Source organism: Pseudoflavonifractor phocaeensis, from assembly GCF_021531815.1.
Classification (GTDB): Bacteria; Bacillota; Clostridia; order Oscillospirales; family Oscillospiraceae; genus Lawsonibacter; species Lawsonibacter phocaeensis_A.
Genome location: NZ_JADYUM010000002.1, coordinates 171,371 through 188,298, shown reverse-complemented (window position 1 = coordinate 188,298; position 16,928 = coordinate 171,371). Strand labels below are relative to the sequence as shown.

At 49.5% G+C, this 16,928-nt stretch carries 15 protein-coding genes; 9 read left to right on the top strand and 6 right to left on the bottom strand.

Annotation, left to right across the window (positions count from 1 at the left end; genetic code table 11):
* Positions 1 to 39 precede the first annotated feature (39 nt).
* From I6E42_RS02150 to I6E42_RS02140, 3 genes are all read right to left on the bottom strand, one after another.
* Complete coding sequence (locus I6E42_RS02150; protein ID WP_235370191.1) at positions 40 to 3,330, bottom strand: DEAD/DEAH box helicase family protein; 3,291 nt, start codon at positions 3,328 to 3,330, stop codon at positions 40 to 42.
* Positions 3,331 to 3,378: 48 nt separating this feature from the next.
* A complete protein-coding gene (locus I6E42_RS02145; protein ID WP_235370190.1) occupies positions 3,379 to 3,939 on the bottom strand; it encodes a hypothetical protein in 561 nt (186 codons plus the stop codon).
* A gap of 213 nt (positions 3,940 to 4,152) precedes the next feature.
* Positions 4,153 to 4,464, bottom strand: coding sequence for a hypothetical protein (locus I6E42_RS02140; RefSeq protein WP_235370189.1), 312 nt, complete (start codon positions 4,462 to 4,464; stop codon positions 4,153 to 4,155).
* A 188-nt stretch (positions 4,465 to 4,652) separates the two neighbouring features.
* Between I6E42_RS02140 and I6E42_RS02135 the strand changes: the two genes are divergently transcribed.
* Entirely contained in the window at positions 4,653 to 5,903 is a 1,251-nt protein-coding gene (locus tag I6E42_RS02135) for an S-layer homology domain-containing protein (RefSeq protein WP_235370188.1), read from the top strand.
* A gap of 1,485 nt (positions 5,904 to 7,388) precedes the next feature.
* On the opposite strand, the gene I6E42_RS02130 is transcribed toward I6E42_RS02135, so the two are convergent.
* Positions 7,389 to 8,795, bottom strand: coding sequence for a transposase (locus tag I6E42_RS02130; protein ID WP_235370187.1), 1,407 nt, complete (start codon positions 8,793 to 8,795; stop codon positions 7,389 to 7,391).
* A gap of 193 nt (positions 8,796 to 8,988) precedes the next feature.
* Here I6E42_RS02130 and I6E42_RS02125 point away from each other — a divergent pair, with 193 nt between their 5' ends.
* From I6E42_RS02125 to I6E42_RS02090, 8 genes are all read left to right on the top strand, one after another.
* Positions 8,989 to 10,098, top strand: coding sequence for an amidoligase family protein (locus tag I6E42_RS02125; protein WP_235370186.1), 1,110 nt, complete (start codon positions 8,989 to 8,991; stop codon positions 10,096 to 10,098).
* Between the two features lie 62 nt (positions 10,099 to 10,160).
* Positions 10,161 to 11,039: a class II glutamine amidotransferase gene (locus tag I6E42_RS02120; RefSeq protein WP_235370185.1), complete on the top strand. Its 879-nt coding sequence runs from the start codon at positions 10,161 to 10,163 to the stop codon at positions 11,037 to 11,039.
* Positions 11,026 to 11,421, top strand: a complete 396-nt coding sequence (locus I6E42_RS02115; protein WP_235370184.1) for a DUF3846 domain-containing protein — start codon at positions 11,026 to 11,028, stop codon at positions 11,419 to 11,421. Before I6E42_RS02120 ends, I6E42_RS02115 begins: the two co-directional genes overlap by 14 nt.
* A gap of 125 nt (positions 11,422 to 11,546) precedes the next feature.
* Positions 11,547 to 12,101, top strand: coding sequence for a recombinase family protein (locus I6E42_RS02110; protein ID WP_235370183.1), 555 nt, complete (start codon positions 11,547 to 11,549; stop codon positions 12,099 to 12,101).
* Positions 12,102 to 12,242: 141 nt separating this feature from the next.
* Positions 12,243 to 13,298: a Fic family protein gene (locus tag I6E42_RS02105; RefSeq protein ID WP_235370182.1), complete on the top strand. Its 1,056-nt coding sequence runs from the start codon at positions 12,243 to 12,245 to the stop codon at positions 13,296 to 13,298.
* 2 nt (positions 13,299 to 13,300) lie between these two features.
* On the top strand, positions 13,301 to 14,797 hold the full coding sequence (locus I6E42_RS02100; RefSeq protein ID WP_235370181.1) for a class I SAM-dependent DNA methyltransferase: 1,497 nt from the start codon (positions 13,301 to 13,303) through the stop codon (positions 14,795 to 14,797).
* Complete coding sequence (locus tag I6E42_RS02095; RefSeq protein ID WP_235370180.1) at positions 14,797 to 15,822, top strand: restriction endonuclease subunit S; 1,026 nt, start codon at positions 14,797 to 14,799, stop codon at positions 15,820 to 15,822. The genes I6E42_RS02100 and I6E42_RS02095 overlap by 1 nt, the downstream gene beginning before the upstream one ends.
* A gap of 109 nt (positions 15,823 to 15,931) precedes the next feature.
* Positions 15,932 to 16,165, top strand: coding sequence for a hypothetical protein (locus I6E42_RS02090; protein WP_235370179.1), 234 nt, complete (start codon positions 15,932 to 15,934; stop codon positions 16,163 to 16,165).
* A 237-nt stretch (positions 16,166 to 16,402) separates the two neighbouring features.
* Here I6E42_RS02090 and I6E42_RS02085 read toward each other — a convergent pair whose 3' ends face one another.
* On the bottom strand, positions 16,403 to 16,573 hold the full coding sequence (locus I6E42_RS02085; RefSeq protein ID WP_235370178.1) for a helix-turn-helix domain-containing protein: 171 nt from the start codon (positions 16,571 to 16,573) through the stop codon (positions 16,403 to 16,405).
* The gene (locus I6E42_RS02080) at positions 16,564 to 16,821 is read right to left on the bottom strand and encodes a MerR family transcriptional regulator (protein ID WP_235370177.1); all 258 of its coding nucleotides are present in this window, start codon (positions 16,819 to 16,821) and stop codon (positions 16,564 to 16,566) included. The genes I6E42_RS02085 and I6E42_RS02080 overlap by 10 nt, the downstream gene beginning before the upstream one ends.
* Between the last annotated feature and the right edge of the window lie 107 nt (positions 16,822 to 16,928).

The following is a 16,928-nucleotide window of genomic DNA, read 5'->3' as shown; positions in this document are numbered from 1 at the left end:
GACGCTCCCTGTCAAGTGGACAGAAATTTAGGACACCAGCTACGCTACTGCGTTGGCATTGACCTGGTCAATGATTTTTCGGATCCCCATCCAAACAGACAAGTCTGTAAAAATTTCCACCACACTTCCTTTATCTGTGAAAGGAGATTCCTGCAGCACAGACAGGTCTTTCATCAGGCCGTTGTGGACAATATATTCTACGATCTGATTCACAAAACAGATTTGGCGGCTGTCCAAGCGGGCATCGCTTAAATATTCCGAGAAGGCTTCTTTCGCAGCCTTCATATCCAGCCCGACGATCTCACGGACAAACTCCCCTAAAGGCTTGGAGCCGATCTCCGCCTCGTAATCTTCTTTCGTGCCAACCTCGCTCCAAAGGACCTTTTCCAGTGCGAGGACATCATCGCGCGTCAAAGGCACATTGCTCTTGAGCTTCGCAATAACAGCCTCGTCCTGGTGCTGCCGCACATAGAACTCAGCCTTCGCCTTGTAGTTCCTGAGATCATCGTTTTCCAGTTCGGATTCGTGCCAGTCCATCGACAGGATCTCGTCATCGAAGTTGGTCGTATACCGGATCTTGGTAACGGGGATGTACTTGATGAGGTCTCTCAGGTTTTCACGAATATGTTCAAACTCATTGATACCCGCATTGTCCAGATAATCCGTGTGCAGAATTTGATTAATCAATTCAGATTTTGCCTTGATTTCAGGAATGTTGGCGACTCCGGCAATACCCTTGACCTTCTTGAACAAGTCACTTCTGGCGCGGGTGTACTTCTTGCCGACCAGATAGGCCAGTTCAATACCATACATCAACGCGTCGAACCGCATGGCGGCGGGGTCATCCTCGTCAGGCGTAATCAGCGGAGCCAATTCCTCTTTGATAATGAGCGTATCCTCGTAGCTGAGAGCAGCATAGTTGTCGGGGTTGGCGTATAGTTCCACATATTTCAGATGCTGCCGGACGGCAAAGTTCTCCTTGTTCAGTTCCCGGATCTTCCGCACCATGTCCGCGACCAGTTCCTTACGGAATGCAATCAGGTCATCCGTCTGAAATTGAAGGTCCTGCAGCTTATATGCCATCTGTGCCTTCAGATTGAAGATTGCTCCCTGCAGCGCCATCTGGTTGGCAGTCGGCCTGCCCGTATTCATGCGGAAAAACTCAAAGTTGCCGCAGAAATCGAAGATGTAGAACTTGCTCTTATCTTCTCCGTCGATCAATCCGGGGCACAGGCGGGTGCCGCGACCGATCATCTGCCAGAACTTCGCCTTGCTCATGACCTTCTTGAAAAACACCAGATTCAAAACCTCAGGCACATCAATGCCGGTATCCAGCATATCAACGGAAATGGCAATCTGAGGCAGCTTCTTCGGGTCAGAGAACTCGTCAATGGCGCTCTGGGCATAGGTCATATAGTTGTCGATAACCTTTGCGTAGCCGTTCAGATGGGGATACTCCCGGTTGAAAATCTCAAAGATTTTTTCCGCGTGGGTGTGGTTTTTCGCAAAAATGATGGTCTTTCCCAGCTTCTCGCCGTAGTCGATTCGAAGACCGTTGGTCATGAGAATATGCAGGACTTCCTTGATGGTGTCCTCGTTGAATACCCACTCATTCAGGGCGGAGGAACTAATCCGCTCCGGCAGCTCACCATTCTCATCTTCAAAAGTGTCCTCATAGGCGGCTTTATCCTCATCGGACAATTCGTCATACGTGATGCCCTGCTCGATGAATTTCAGCTTGGTCTCCACGCTCATGAAGTCCACCAGAAAACCGTCCTTGACGGCCTGGGCCAGTTCGTAGCCATAAGTAGGTACGCCGCTCTCCAGTTCAAAGACCTCGTAGGTGTTCTTGTCGATCTCGTCCTTGGGGGTGGCAGTCAGACCCACCAGCGGGGCGTCAAAATAGTTGAAAATATCCCGGTACTTGTTGTAGATAGAGCGGTGGGCCTCGTCGCAGATAACCAGATCAAAGTGGCCGCAGGTGAATAGCTTCCCCTGTTCATCCTTCACTGCGTCAATGCAGTTCATCATGGTCTGGTAGGTGGAGAACACGCAGTGGGCGGTGTAGTTGTCTTTTTCCTCGCACAGGTTGGTGACAGACAGGTCGGGCAGCAGGTTCACAAAGCTGCGTTTGGCCTGGGTCACCAGAGAATTGCGGTCCGCCAGGAACAGAATATTCTTTACCCAGCCGTGATTCAGCAGCACATAGCACAGGGCGATGACCGTCCGGGTCTTGCCGGAGCCGGTGGCCATGACCAGCAGTGCCTTGCGGCGGTTGCGCCGGTCGAAACTGTCGCAGACGGCCTTGATGGCGCTTTCCTGATAATAGCGGCCCGCGATTTGCTTGTCCACCATCACGTTTTTCAGGCTTGTCCGCATGGTGCGCAGATTGAACAGCTTTTCCAGATCCCGCTTGGAGTAGATGGTCGCTACCTTGCGCTCCGGGTAGGCGCCATCATCAATCCGGGTCTCAAAGCCGTTGGTCAGGAAGATCACCGGACGGCGACCATGCTTCTGCTCCAGGATGTCGGCGTAGAGCTTCGCCTGCTGGCGGCCCTTGGACACATCCAAGCAGGTACGCTTGGCCTCAATCACAGCCAGGGGCTTGTGGGTGTCATCGTAGAGCACATAGTCGGCATAGCCCACCTCGCTCTTGTTAGGCATACCGGGCAGCTCCACTTCATTGAGCCAGTCCCGCCCCTCTGTCCAGCCGGCGTCCAGCAGCATGGCGTCGATGTAGATCTTGCGGGTCTTGTACTCGCTGAGATCCAGCGGCTTCGGTACATAGGTCTGCTGCTGCTCAGCCCGGCGGGCGGTCAGTTCCTCCCGCAGAGCGGCGTTCTCCGCCATGAGCTGCTCCAGCTTAACTTCGGCTTCCGTGTCAACGAGCGGCGGAGCGGCAGGCGCGTCCTTTAAGAGCGCAGGGTCAAAGGTCCGCTCGGTGTAGTCCGTGCCGTAGCAGTAGGCCACAAAATCCAGAAAGACAAAGAGGTTTTCCAGACACAGCGCCGCCTGCTCCTCGCTGATCTTCTTCCCTGTGTGGGCGGCGTTGTTGCCCAGGGTGCGGATCAGCTTCATCCTGCGCCAGATGTCCTGACCAACGATGTCCCGGAAATCCTCGTTATCCATCAGAGAAACCAGCCGGTCATCATAGGGAAGCACCAAGGAGCCGTCCACGGAATACATCCACTTGACGGCAAACTCCATGGCCCGCCGGCAGTTCAGCACACATGCGGCGGGGTCGATATGTAAGATGCGCTCGGCGGAGACAGCAACAGAGGCGAAGGTATTGAATTGTGGGTCGGAGATCAGAAAGTCGAAGTTGGTCATACGGATTCACCTGCTATCTCTAATTGATTACACGTGAGCAGTATAGTTTCATGATTCAAAATCTGGAAGCTCCTTTGGGGGTCTAACGCAAAGAAACTGCGGTGAGTATTGTGTCTGCAGATACCCTGTACTGCCACTTTGTGAACCAGCAATCATCTTGGAGAGATATAGCAGTAAAATGTGCATAGCTGCCACTGCATAAACTGCATTCATATAGGTTGCCTCAGAAAAGCAATTTCCCCTATCGTGCTTCACCTTTTGATAGGCATCCCACCATGCTAGTTTTCCGCTACTCCATGCACCAAAGGGCCTTATAGTTGCGCCTAGTCGGCTTACGCTCACCGTTGCATCCACAATTCGCGGATATTTACCTAAAATAATGCCTTTATAACTTGCCATATCTGCTGATACAGAGCTGTCTGTTATTTCGCTGCACAACATTTTAAATAATGATTCCACTTCAGTACAAGCTAAAATCAATATTTTTGCAAATTCAAGTGAGTACACATTTTCCTGTCCACGAGGTTCAACATACTGAGAAGTGTTTGCTAAATCTTTTTCTACAACAGAATAATAGTGCCATGAGTTATTCAAAATTTCAGCATTCATTGAGCAACCCCTTATCCGAAGTATTTCTGCATCAGGGCTTTTTTCAGTAGTTCCAGTTTAACAAGGCTTTGTTGTACGGCCAATTTTGATTTGTCGGTCTGTTCAACGAAATCTGCGAATTGATTTTGTAATTCAATCGGTGGTAACATGACCACCAACTTCTTAGTCATAGATATAGATATGCTTGACAACCGCCACCATTGTTCACCCTTTCTATCGATCGCTGGCCAGAAGTCCGGCCACCATAATAAATTCGTCGATATAAGGAATCGGATCCGTGACAAAGAAATTGATCACAAGTGCCGCAGCCTTCAAGTATTTTGGACAATTCCAGTAGATCAACAGAAGGATATGATCCTGAAGGAATCCATCGAGGAAAAGCGCGCCGAGGATGCCAGAGCCATAAGAACCTTCGGTTCTGAGGGCGAGACTCCGAGACAGGTGTAAGGGCGACTGTACCGCACTTTTACCGTTTCTGGACTCTTTGGGACTAAAATGAAAACTTGAGAAAAGACGGTACTGCATGGGATCGCTCCCGGCAGTGCCGTTTTTTCGGCGGGATATTCAATTCATGTTGTATTGTAGAAGAATTGTGGTAAAATGAAGCCATCCAACAATAGAGGCGGAAGGTAAGGGGCTTTAGGGCTCCCAGGGTCCATGCAGAAGGCTAGACCGGAGAGAAAAATCGGAAAAAAGATAGGGGAGACGCAGATATGAAGAAAAAACTCATCTCACTGGCGCTGACAGCGGCTATGATGGTTGGGATCATGGCTTCTTCAGCATTTGCCGCAGACGTTCGGACCTTTTCCGACGTGCCAACAGACCACTGGGCTTGTTCGGCCATTGAGGAGATGGCATCAAGAGGAATTGTGTCTGGTGTGGGCGAGGGGAAGTTCGCACCCAACGGTGAAGTGACCACGGCACAGTTTGCCACTATGATGGTGAGAGCATTTTTTCCTGATGAACTGGCTGCCAACACAAAGGAATACGATACCTGGTATGGCTCATTTCTGCATATCGCGCTGGAAAATGAGCTTTTGACCAGACAGCCGGCCATTTATACATATGAAATGGTCAATGGCCGGGAGCAGTGGGATTCCAAATATGTAAACAACGGTATGTCCAGAAAAAACATGGCGATGATGCTGGCAAACTACCTGATGTATCATTTGGATCTGAATGACGTATATGAGCATATGGTAATCGATGATATCCCTGATTATGACGTGATTGACAACTATGGCTGGCAATACAATTCCGCCATAAGCATGGTATATAAGCTTGGCTGTATGAGCGGCATTGACAGTGCGGGAACCTTTGATGGAGAAGGAAAAGTGACCCGGGCACAGGCCTGTGTGGTTTTAAGGAAGGCCATGGAGCTGGTGAGCCAGGAGGCGGGCAAGCCTGTGAACAACACGGATGTGTGGTGGTATATGACATTTCACACTCCTGACTATTGGCTGAACGCGGGAGATAAAGACGCCATGGAAGGGTTGACTCCGGATGTGAGACTGAAGAACGGTAAGACCATCACGCCCGAGCATATTCAAGAGGTGATGTACTCTCTGAAATCCAAATATCCCGAGGGTATGCTCAGCGGAGATGACAACTACTTTTACTATGACGAATATGGGATTGCGGGTGCTTCGGGCTGTGCGGCGTTTGGGAGCTATGTGGTAGAGGACATCTTTGGCGTGGACCAGAGCTCCAGACTTTCTTATCACGCCTATAGTACCTCTGAAGAAGATGTCAAGAATGCCGTGTTTGACTGGATCAGACCGGGGGATTATGTCAGAATCAATGAGTCTCACTCTGTCGTGGTACTGGAAAAGAACGAGAACAGTATTGTTGTAGTAGAGGGCAACTATCGCGGCAAGGTTCACTGGGGCAGAGAAATTACCAAAGCGGCCCTGGAGAAGGGAGACTATTGGGTGAGCTCCGGCTATCCGTATCTGCCGGAGTGATAAAATCAGTACTGTTTTCCCTTAAAAAGCAGACACTTTTTCTGGGAAAGGTGTCGCTCAAAGGAGCCGCTTTTATGGAATTCAGCCATTGTTACAATGCGTATTTCCACTGGAGCGCTGCGTTGTTCCAGTACGCATTATGTTAGCCTGTGGTATGTAAGAGGAACTCTTTCCGGACAAATGAACGCGTCCTGTTGCGGGTCGTAGGAGAAGCCGTATTTCTCGGGTGGATTGGAGAATTGGATTGCAGGGATATATCCGGTAATGCCAAGAAGTTCCAGTCCCCGGTGGACAGCACCAGTCTCATACCCGCGGAGACCATCCCAAAATTTGTGTAAACCTCCGATGTGGTGTAGAATAAGAGCACCACATTGGAGGTTTTTATAATGGCCAGAAAGAATCGTAATATGGTGCCAGAAGATTATAGATGAAGTCATAAGACACCATCCGGTCGACTTTCCGCAGAAGGTGGTTTTCTGGAATCAGTGACTCTATATCTACGAAAATCATTGACATTTGTCTGCTTTGGCGTCCCATCATGCCACATCCCTCCCTATGGTTATTTTACCATATTGCGATGATACATTGGATGTACCTGCCTCTCGGTTACCAAGGGATTCAGGCCAAAATCCGCTCTGCTTCCCAGCGCCATTCTTGACTTTTGTCGAAAAACGCTTACACAAAATTTTACGCCCGGCCCAAGTAAGCATGGAGACTTAATCGATAACGACCCCGAAAGTCTACTCGACGAAGTCATGAGTAAATCTTGCTTTTTATTGGACACGCCTCAACCCCTGATGAGATATACCCATGTATTCTTAGTGCCATCCGTCAGCACATTGTCGATTACGGTGTTACTCGTTTTTACGTTGGCCATTATGGTCGGTTTGACAGCATAGTTACAAGTGCCTTGCTTTGATGTATGTGATTGTTGAGAGCGTAGTTCTGTTTATAAAAGATTTCCGCAAAGGTCTTTTGGGCAATTGGAGAAGATTCCTACCGCAGCCATCAACCAAATCGTTACTGGCTTGGGCCTTAGGTTATGTTTCGGTAAGCACCCTGAATGTATGTCTTAGACCATTCTTTTCAATTAGGAACCATCGAATCAAATTATCAAGATCTTTTTGACAATTCTGTCTGCAAAGCGCTGGCTACTGCATCATGTTTAGAGAGCTCTCCGCTCTGCTCAGATTGTGTATTTTCGCCGTTTTGTGGTACATGCCCCGTTCTAAATTATTATGAGAACAATAACCTTTTCGCATTGAATCCTAGCGACTATAAATGTCAGATATATAAAGGCATGCTAAAAACGCTATTTTCACTCCTAAATTCCGGAGACGAGGAGATTGTTGGGATACTAAAGAAATGGTGTAATTGCAACTATTGAGCCTTGTTGAAAAGCATTGGTGTAGTTTGCTATGTAGGAACAATAAAGGGGCTGTCTCAAAATGCCACGTGCAGATTGAGGCAGTCCCTTTGTAAGCGTCAAAGCAAAAGGCGACTTGCGGTAAATTGAATAGGATAATGTAAGATAAGGGACCTGTTGACAAAAGCAAAAATTCTGCCGAAACCCACAGGTTTTTCGGCAGAACATTGGAATTGGAGATAGAAAAAGATAGCATTTACCATTCTTTTAAGGTTTAGGGCCATGGCAGCAAGGAGGCATTCTTCCGTGGCTGCAAGAATGCCCCTTTTTCGAATCTTTGAAATACAGTGTTCCCGTTTTAAAACGGAGAAGCTGCCCTCGGCCCAGATTTTACGAAGCCGCATCATAGATAGGTAATCCGGAGTTCCCACCCGCTGATGTCCTCTGAAAAATGCTGGATAGCAGCTGCTGGCCAGCACCCTGCGCCGAATTCCAGCCTTGTCAAAACAACTCTGTCGTTTTGAACAGCGCATACAAGCGTCGCCCTCGACTTGGTAGCAACGCAGATATTTTCCGGTCGATTTGTTGCAATTTAGCCTGTGGTATGTAAGAGGAACTCCTTCCGGACAAATGAACGCGTCCTGTTGCGGGTCGTAGGAGAACCCATATTTCTCGGGTGGATTGGAGAACTGGATTGCAGGGATATATCCGGTAATACCCAGAAGTTCCAGTCCCCGGTGGACAGCACCAGTTTCATATCCGCGATCCAGAGCAAGTCGTTTCATTGGGATACCAAGATTGATTTGCCGTTCCAAATGCCGCAAGACCAGGATACTTTCTTTCTCATTGGCAGGATATACATCAACGCCTGTTAAAATGCCGCGTTTACTGCCGTGATTAATATAGCCGCTGTCTGGATCCGTATGGCTGGTAGTGCGACGTTTCCGTGCTATTCTCGTTGGCGGCTTTTTGAACCCCGGCTGGTTGGAAAGTTCTTCATCCAAGGAGTCAAGATAGCTTTGCATACTTTGCTCAACTTCTATTTCTACATCAATCCAGCTTTCTCTTGATACGTTGGCTGGAATGTAGCTTCCGTCCGCAGCCATGGCTTTTCCATCTATAAGGCCGCCAGCTATACACTGTTTCACGATTTCATAAAAGGCTTTCTGAAAAAGGTTGCTCTGCTGCCATTTGCGTGTCCTGGTTTTGCTGAATGTGGAGTGATCCGGGATGGCGTCATCCAGTTCGAATCCACAGAACCATCGGTAGGCGATGTTGAGCTGAACTTCCTCTACCAGCCGCCGCTCTGATTTGATGCCATACAGATATCCAATCAAGAGCATTTTGAACATACTGACAGGGTCGACAGATGGACGGCCAGTCGCCGGATAATACGGTGCCAGAAGATCATAGATAAAATTAAAGGATACTGTCCGGTCAATCTTCCGCAGCAGATGGTTCTCTGGAATCAATGACTCCATATCCACGAAAATTATTGCCATTTGTCTGCTTTGGCGCCCCATCATGCCACATCCCTCCCTATGGTTATTATACCATAGAAAGGGTTTATACGCCACTTTGTCAACAGGTCCAACTCTTGACAGTACCGAATTGACGATTACCATTCTGGTTTCCTTCCAGACAGAGATATATATTATAACCATGAAGGTCCTCGGGGTAATTCCCCGGGGACCAAATCAATTTCAGGAGGAAAACAGCATGAAAGAAACCTTTGTATGTAGCATTTGCGGAGCCGAGTACCCGACAGATCGGAGAACACAAGTGGATGGACGGGAGCTGTGTCCCAGCTGCTTGGCGGAACACACCACGCTTTGCCGGGTGTGCGGGGAACGAATCCTGTGGGAGAACAATGCAGGGACCGAAATGCATCCCTTGTGCCAAGACTGTTTTGACGAGCACTACACCACCTGCACCCGTTGTGGTATGCTTCTCAGACGGTCCGAGGCCTTCTACCAGGACTCCGACGAGGATGAGGAGTATCCCTACTGCAACGTCTGCTACTACGCCTCACCCAAGGGGATTAACGACTACTATTATAAGCCGGAGCCCATTTTCTATGGAGAAGGTCCCCGCTACATGGGCGTCGAGCTGGAGATCGACGGAGCGGGGGAACTTGACAGCAAGGCGTCACAGATTCTGGACGTGGCAAATAGAGGCGGTTCGGAGCTGCTGTACTGCAAACATGACGGCTCTCTGGACGATGGCTTTGAACTGGTGAGCCATCCCATGTCCCTGGCCTTTCACCAGAAAGAGATGCCCTGGGTGGACATCCTGAGGGAAACGGTCCGGCTGGGCTACCAGTCCCATCAGGCCTCTACCTGCGGCCTCCACATCCACGTCAGCCGGGCAGCTTTTGGGCCGACCGAAGCGGAGCAGGACGCCGTGATCGCTCGAATCCTCTACTTCTTTGAGAAGCACTGGGACGAGTTGTTGAAGTTCAGCCGTCGTACCCAGCGCCAGCTGGAGCGCTGGGCAGCCCGGTACGGCTACAAGGAGCAGCCCCGTGACATCCTGGACCACGCCAAGAAAGGGTATGGGGCTGGGAGATACACCTGCGTCAACCTGACCAACACGGATACCATTGAGTTCCGCATCTTCCGTGGGACCTTAAAACTCAATACTTTGATCGCCACATTGCAGCTCATTGACAGGGTCTGCGATGTGGCCCTTTTCTTGTCTGACGAGGAAGTGAAAAACATGTCCTGGACCACCTTCGTCGCCGGATGTACCCAGCCGGAGCTGGTCCAATACCTGAAAGAGCGGCGACTGTACGTCAATGAGCCGGTAGAGAGCGAGGTGGAGATCTGATGTGCTGTCTGTTTGGAATCCTTGACCCAAGAGACCAGTTTTCCGAGAAGCAAAAGTCACGAATGCTCCATTTCCTGGCCGCAGCCAGCGAAGCCAGAGGCACTGATGCCACCGGGATTGCCTATAACGCCCGGGGGAAGCTGCGGGTGTACAAACGCCCTGTCCCCGGCCACAAGCTCCGTTTCCATATCCCGGCGGGGACGAAAGTGGTCATGGGGCATGCCCGAATGACTACTCAGGGGGACGCGCGGCGTAACAACAATAATCATCCTTTCCAGGCCAGAGCGGGCAGCAATACCTTTGCCCTGGCCCATAACGGAGTTCTGTACAATGATGTTCTGTTGCGCAAGGAGAAAAAGTTGCCCCAGACAAATATCGAGACGGACAGCTTTATAGCCGTTCAGCTGCTCCAGCAACAGGGAGCCCTCACCTTTGCCAGCCTGAAATACATGGCGGAACAGGTGGAGGGCTCCTTCTCCTTTACCGTATTGGATGACCGGGATGATCTCTACTTCGTTAAAGGGGATAATCCCCTGTGTATCTACCACTATCTCGACAGCGGCCTGTACCTCTACGCCTCTACCGAGGAGATTCTCATAAATGCTATCGTTCACATGCCCTATCGATTGGATAAGCCGTCCCAGGTCAAGCTGGAGTGCGGTGAGATTCTGAAAATCGACGCAAACGGACTTCAGACCCGTGGTTCCTTTGACACCCGGAATCTGTATTCCCGCTGGTATGCCCCATATTCCTTTCTGCTGGAGCCTCCAGCCAGAAGCCGGTATGTCCCGCTCCAAACTGCAGCTGAGCAGGAGTATATCCGGGAATTGAAATCGGTGGCGTCTTTCTATGGCTTCTCATCCGGGTATGTGGATGCCCTGCTTGCGGACGGATTTACCACCGACGATGTTGAGGAGATGTTGTACTGTGGAACCATATGAAGCAAGAACTGCTGTGCTGCGCGTTCTGATCGTGGAACCCGGAAAGGCCCCTTATGAAAAAGAAATCCCTTCCGGTCTCGCCGCGATGCAAAAAATCGTAGGTGGTTTGATCCAGGCGCTGTATCCCTTTGAGGAACCAGTGGCTCTGATCTGCAACGATGAGGGAAAACTGATGGGGCTGCCTATGAACCGGGCGCTGCGGGAACCTCATACCGGGAAAGCCTACGATGTTGTCTGTGGAACATTCCTCCTCTGCGGCGCCCCGCCGGATGAGGAAAACTTTACTTCTCTGACCGATGAACAGGTACAGCACTATAAGACGGTGTTTGCCAAGCCGGAACTGTTTCTGAACATTGGCAGTCAAATCATCATCATGCCCTGATAAACATGTGCCAATAGGGTTTACCCCAATGGCATAGGAAAAAACTGTCCCAATAGGGTTGGTTTTGGCATTTTGGCATGTGCCAATTTGGAAACTGACCCTATTGGGAAAATGGAGATGTAACTATGAAAGTTGGATATGTACGGGTCAGCACCCAGGAACAGAACACAGCCAGACAGGAAGTGCTGATGCAGGAGCTTGGCGTGGAACAGCTATACATTGACAAGGCCAGTGGCAAAAATACGGACAGGCCGGAACTGAAGAAGATGCTGGCCTATGTGCGCCAGGGTGATACGGTGATCGTGGAATCCATCAGCCGTTTTGCACGGAACACACGGGATCTGCTGGAGCTGGTGGAGCAGTTGACGAAAAAAGATGTGGAGTTTGTCTCCCGCAAGGAGGCCATCGATACCACCACCCCCACCGGAAAGTTTATGCTGACTATCTTCGGTGCCGTGGCCGAGCTGGAGCGGGAGTATATTTTGCAGCGACAGCGCGAGGGAATCGCCATTGCGAAGAAGGCTGGGAAATACACCGGACGAAAACCTATTACGCCGCCGCATTTCCAAGAGGTCACCGATATGTGGAGGCGCGGTGAAATTACAGCAGCGGAGGCCATGCGGCGTCTGAATATGAAGCCCAGTACATTTTACCGCAAGGTTCGGAATACAGTGCCCTGACGTTCAATATGGTTTATTTTATAGCTCAGCCCCTCAATTTGATCATTAATCTAAAAATGAGTAAATTGATTGACTTGGGAGTATAATAGCCATATAATAAATTGAGAACAATTCTGAATGTACAATGTTGAGGTATCTTTTATGCACAACTACCAGCTCACCGCTGAGTGGCAAAAGCTGCTCACTGCCGATATTGTGGCGCTTCTGACTCAAATACATGAATTTAAAGGCGAACAAAACCTTTTCATCGAGGCCAAGCATGATACACTAACGCAGTTGGTTGAAATTGCAAAAATTCAGAGCACAGAGGCCTCTAATAAAATTGAGGGCATTTATACATCCGATGACCGCTTGAAAAAAATCGTTCTGGATAAAACCACTCCCCGTACCAGAAATGAGCAGGAGATTGCTGGTTACCGAGATGTGCTCACAACGATTCACGAAAACTATGAATATATCCCCCTGCGCCCGACCATGATCCTACAGCTTCATCGTGACCTGTATAAGTTCAGCGGCATATCCATTGGCGGCAACTATAAAAATTCCGACAATGTTATTGCGGAGACTGACAGTGAGGGCAATAGACGTATCCGCTTCCAGCCTGTCCCCGCCTGGGAAACGCCGGAAGCCATTGACCTCGCCTGCAAAGCTTACGACGATGCGGTGCAGTCTGGTGCTGATCCCCTTCTGATCATTCCTATGTTCATTCTGGACTTTCTCTGTATCCACCCGTTCAACGACGGAAATGGCCGAATGAGCCGCTTGCTGACGCTATTGCTTCTCTATCGCTCCGGATATATTGTCGGTAAATATATCAGCATAGAAAAAATGATCGAGCAGAGCAAAGAGACCTATTACGAAGCCCTGCAGCAAAGCTCCGCCGGGTGGCACGAGAACGCCAACGACTATGGGCCATTTGTGCGCTACATGCTGGGCGTGATTGTCGCTGCCTATCGAGATTTTTCTTCCCGTGTGCAGTTTCTGACAACAAAGGGCCTGTCCAAGCCAGACCGGATCCGCGAACTGATCAAAGACACCCTCGGCAAGATCACCAAGGTGGAGATCATGGAGAAATGCCCGGACATCAGCCAGGCCACCGTGCAGCGGACACTAAGCGAATTACAGAAAAGCGGCGAGATCATCAAACTCAGCGGCGGACGCTATACCGCCTACATTTGGAACAGGGAGAACGACTGATTATGATCACTGGTGAACTGAAAAATAAGATCGACAGTTTGTGGACCGTATTCTGGACCGGCGGCATAACCAACCCGCTGGACGTCGTGGAGCAGATGACCTATCTGATGTTTATCCGCGATCTGGACGATACCGACAATCTGCGGGCAAAAGAGAGCGCCATGCTGGGCCTGCCTCACAAGAGTATCTTTGCTGACGAGGTAAAGATCGGCGACCGCACCATTCCCGGCAATCAGTTGAAGTGGTCGGTATTTCACGATTTCCCTGCGGGAAAAATGTACGCTACTGTGCAGGAGTGGGTGTTCCCGTTCATCAAAACGCTTCATGGGGATAAGTCCAGTGCCTACGCCAAGTATATGGACGACGCCATTTTCAAAATCCCCACGCCGCTGATGCTGGATAAGATCGTCACCGCTCTGGACGGCATTTATGAGCAGATGGCGCAGATGCAGGACAGCGACACCCGCGGCGACATTTATGAATACCTCCTCAGTAAAATTGCCACCGCCGGCGTCAACGGCCAGTTCCGCACTCCCCGCCATATCATCCGCATGATGGTGGAGCTGATGCAGCCCCGGCCGGACGACGTGATCTGTGATCCGGCCTGCGGCACCTCCGGTTTTCTGGTGTCCGCCGGTGAGTATCTGAAAGAGAACTATAAGGAAGAGATCTTCTTCAACAAGCAGAAGAAGGACCACTACATGAACCACATGTTCCATGGCTACGACATGGACCGCACCATGCTGCGCATCGGCGCCATGAACATGATGACTCACGGCATCGACAACCCCTTCATTGAGTACCGGGACAGCCTCAGCGACCAGAACACGGACAAAGAGAAGTACTCCCTTATTCTGGCCAACCCGCCTTTCAAGGGCAGCCTGGACGCGGACATCGTCTCCGCTGATCTGCTGAAGATCTGCAAGACGAAAAAGACGGAGCTGTTGTTCCTGGCCCTGTTCCTGCGGATGCTGAAGGTGGGCGGCCGGGGAGCGGTCATTGTGCCCGATGGCGTGCTGTTTGGTTCCTCTACCGCCCACAAGGCCATCCGCAAGGAGCTTGTAGACAGCAACCGGCTGGAAGCGGTCATTTCCATGCCATCCGGCGTGTTCAAGCCCTACGCAGGCGTGTCCACCGGTATTCTGGTGTTCACAAAGACAGGCCATGGCGGCACGGACAAGGTGTGGTTTTATGATATGCAGGCCGATGGGTTCAGCCTGGACGATAAGCGCACCGAAGTTAAGGAAAACGACATCCCCGACATCGTCGCCCGGTTTCACAATTTGCAGAATGAGGAGAACCGCCAGCGTACGGAGCAGTCCTTCTTTGTCCCCAAGGCCGAGATCGTGGAAAACGGCTACGACCTGTCCATCAACAAGTATAAAAAGACGGAGTACAAGCCCGTGGAGTACCCCTCCACCCAGGAGATCATGGCAGATCTGCATGAGTTGGAGATGCAGATCACCCAGGGCCTGATGGAACTGGAGGAGATGCTGTGATGGCGAGATTAGGAGATATATGCACAGTCGTGTCTGGCTCCACCCCAAAAACAAACATCCCGGAGTATTGGGATGGAGATGTTAAATGGATAACACCCGCTGAACTGAATGAAGATAGCTGTTATCTTTTTGATTCCCAGAGACATATCTCAGAACTCGGCAAAGAAAAAACAGGGTTATCCTATATGCCGGCGGGTACAGTCATTTTGTCATCTCGTGCGCCTATTGGTAAAACTGCAATCGCGGGATGTGAATTGTGCTGTAATCAGGGATTTAAGAATCTAATTTGTTCTGATGTAATTTTTAATGAGTATCTCTATTTTTTCCTCAAGAGTAAAACAGACTATTTAAATTCGCTTGGACGAGGAGCAACATTTAAGGAAATATCTAAAAGCATCGTTGAAAATATTGAGATTAGGCTTCCGAGTTTGGAAGAACAGAAAAAAGCCGCAAAACAGCTTGGACATATTTATCATCTGATTTCCCTACGCAAGCAGCAACTTGCCAAGCTGGACGAGTTGGTCAAAGCTCGATTTGTCGAACTGTTTGGCGACCCAGAATATAACAATAAGGGTTGGAAAACTGAATCTCTTGGAGAACTTTGTGAAGTAGGTTCAAGCAAACGAATATATCAAAACGAACAGAGTACAGAAGGGGTTCCTTTCTTAAGGATTTCTGACTTGGTTAACAAAATGGATACAGGAATAAATGATTGTGATTTGTATATTCCAGAGTCAAGATTTTCAGAATTACTTGAACTGGGGCTTGTTCCTAAGAGTGGAGATATTCTTGTTACAGCACGGGGTACATTAGGACGATGCTATATCATTAAACCAGAGGATAAGTTTTACTTTCAAGATGGAATGATTACTTGGCTATCACAGTTCTCTAATTCTGTTACAGCTCTGTACATTTCCCATCTATTCACAATGCCGGGGTTTAGGAAACAGATTGACGGATTGCAGGCGGGTTCAACGGTTGCTTATTTATGGAGTTCCAGTGCACTTGGTGCGGAAAGAGAGTAATCAAAATTGATGGGAAGGGACGCCCTGAACCGGGAAAGTGTCCTCGTAAAACAGGAGATAAGCCCCACACCTGGAAGGTATCCAGAAAATATTGAGAGGAGAGCAGACGATGGGATTTTTTGATACATTAAAAAAAGCAGGAAGCAGTGCTTATGACGCTCTGCAACAAAACGCTGCGGAGATTCAGGAACTCAAGGATCGACTGGATTGTTACAGCGATGATCAGTTGTTCCGGAACCTTCACTATGGCAGTTATCAGCAGAGGGCTGCCTGCTCCCTGCTGCTGCAGGAGCGAGGATATTCCAAGGAAGAGGTCGCCGAAGCAATAAAGCACAGAAGATAACAAAATATCTCCATTTGCACATTTTTTGATCCTGTACCTTAATAATAAATAATGAATGGCCTCAGGGGAACATTTCCTGAGGCCATTCATTATTTTGTGAGGAATCAATAACACCTTTGTCTGCGAAATCTGGGAAGCCATACATCCGATGTCTGACTGCACCTCATTCTCTAATTTTGGAATAATCTAAAAATAATGGACGCTGGCATGATTTTCCAATAACTAGCACACTCGATTTTATAAAGCTTCCTCCGTAAACTCCGCCAGACTGGCCAGCGAGATCCTATACTCTCGGCCAATTATCATACCTTTCAGCTGACCGGAGCGGATCAGTCTTCTTACCTGGGTACGGCTGACCTTCAGAAATGCCGCCACCTCTTTGACCGTCAAAAGCTCTGTCATCCCCATGGGTCACTCCGCTTCCTATCACGGTATCCTGTACCCTGCCCTGTGGCCTTCTGCTCCTGATAGATGTGGTTGTGCAGCCTACGGACCAGAACCTTCCGGAAGCCCCAGTTACCATATTGGTCCTCCTGCGGCTCAATTCCATACTTTTTGCAGTAGTGCCGAAGGGTTTGCTTGTCCAGCTCGAACAGGCGACACACCTCCTCAATCGTGTAGAATTCTTTCATGTTGTTGTAGTCGATATACTTCATACTCAATCGCGTCCTTTCGCGTATTTTGGAAACATGCGCCGCAGGGGTATGTAGTCGGTTGCAGCGTATGCCACCTTATACTCATGTTACCTATCGTTCACTAAAAA

Coding starts and splice junctions, on each gene's coding strand:
- I6E42_RS02090 (WP_235370179.1), top strand. CDS start 15,932: ATGGGATTTTTTGATACATTAAAAAAAGCAGGAAGCAGTGCTTATGAC.
- I6E42_RS02100 (WP_235370181.1), top strand. CDS start 13,301: ATGATCACTGGTGAACTGAAAAATAAGATCGACAGTTTGTGGACCGTA.
- I6E42_RS02135 (WP_235370188.1), top strand. CDS start 4,653: ATGAAGAAAAAACTCATCTCACTGGCGCTGACAGCGGCTATGATGGTT.
- I6E42_RS02125 (WP_235370186.1), top strand. CDS start 8,989: ATGAAAGAAACCTTTGTATGTAGCATTTGCGGAGCCGAGTACCCGACA.
- I6E42_RS02140 (WP_235370189.1), bottom strand. CDS start 4,464: ATGCAGTACCGTCTTTTCTCAAGTTTTCATTTTAGTCCCAAAGAGTCC.
- I6E42_RS02105 (WP_235370182.1), top strand. CDS start 12,243: ATGCACAACTACCAGCTCACCGCTGAGTGGCAAAAGCTGCTCACTGCC.
- I6E42_RS02145 (WP_235370190.1), bottom strand. CDS start 3,939: ATGAATGCTGAAATTTTGAATAACTCATGGCACTATTATTCTGTTGTA.
- I6E42_RS02150 (WP_235370191.1), bottom strand. CDS start 3,330: ATGACCAACTTCGACTTTCTGATCTCCGACCCACAATTCAATACCTTC.
- I6E42_RS02120 (WP_235370185.1), top strand. CDS start 10,161: ATGCTCCATTTCCTGGCCGCAGCCAGCGAAGCCAGAGGCACTGATGCC.
- I6E42_RS02110 (WP_235370183.1), top strand. CDS start 11,547: ATGAAAGTTGGATATGTACGGGTCAGCACCCAGGAACAGAACACAGCC.
- I6E42_RS02080 (WP_235370177.1), bottom strand. CDS start 16,821: ATGAAGTATATCGACTACAACAACATGAAAGAATTCTACACGATTGAG.
- I6E42_RS02085 (WP_235370178.1), bottom strand. CDS start 16,573: ATGGGGATGACAGAGCTTTTGACGGTCAAAGAGGTGGCGGCATTTCTG.
- I6E42_RS02095 (WP_235370180.1), top strand. CDS start 14,797: ATGGCGAGATTAGGAGATATATGCACAGTCGTGTCTGGCTCCACCCCA.
- I6E42_RS02130 (WP_235370187.1), bottom strand. CDS start 8,795: ATGATGGGGCGCCAAAGCAGACAAATGGCAATAATTTTCGTGGATATG.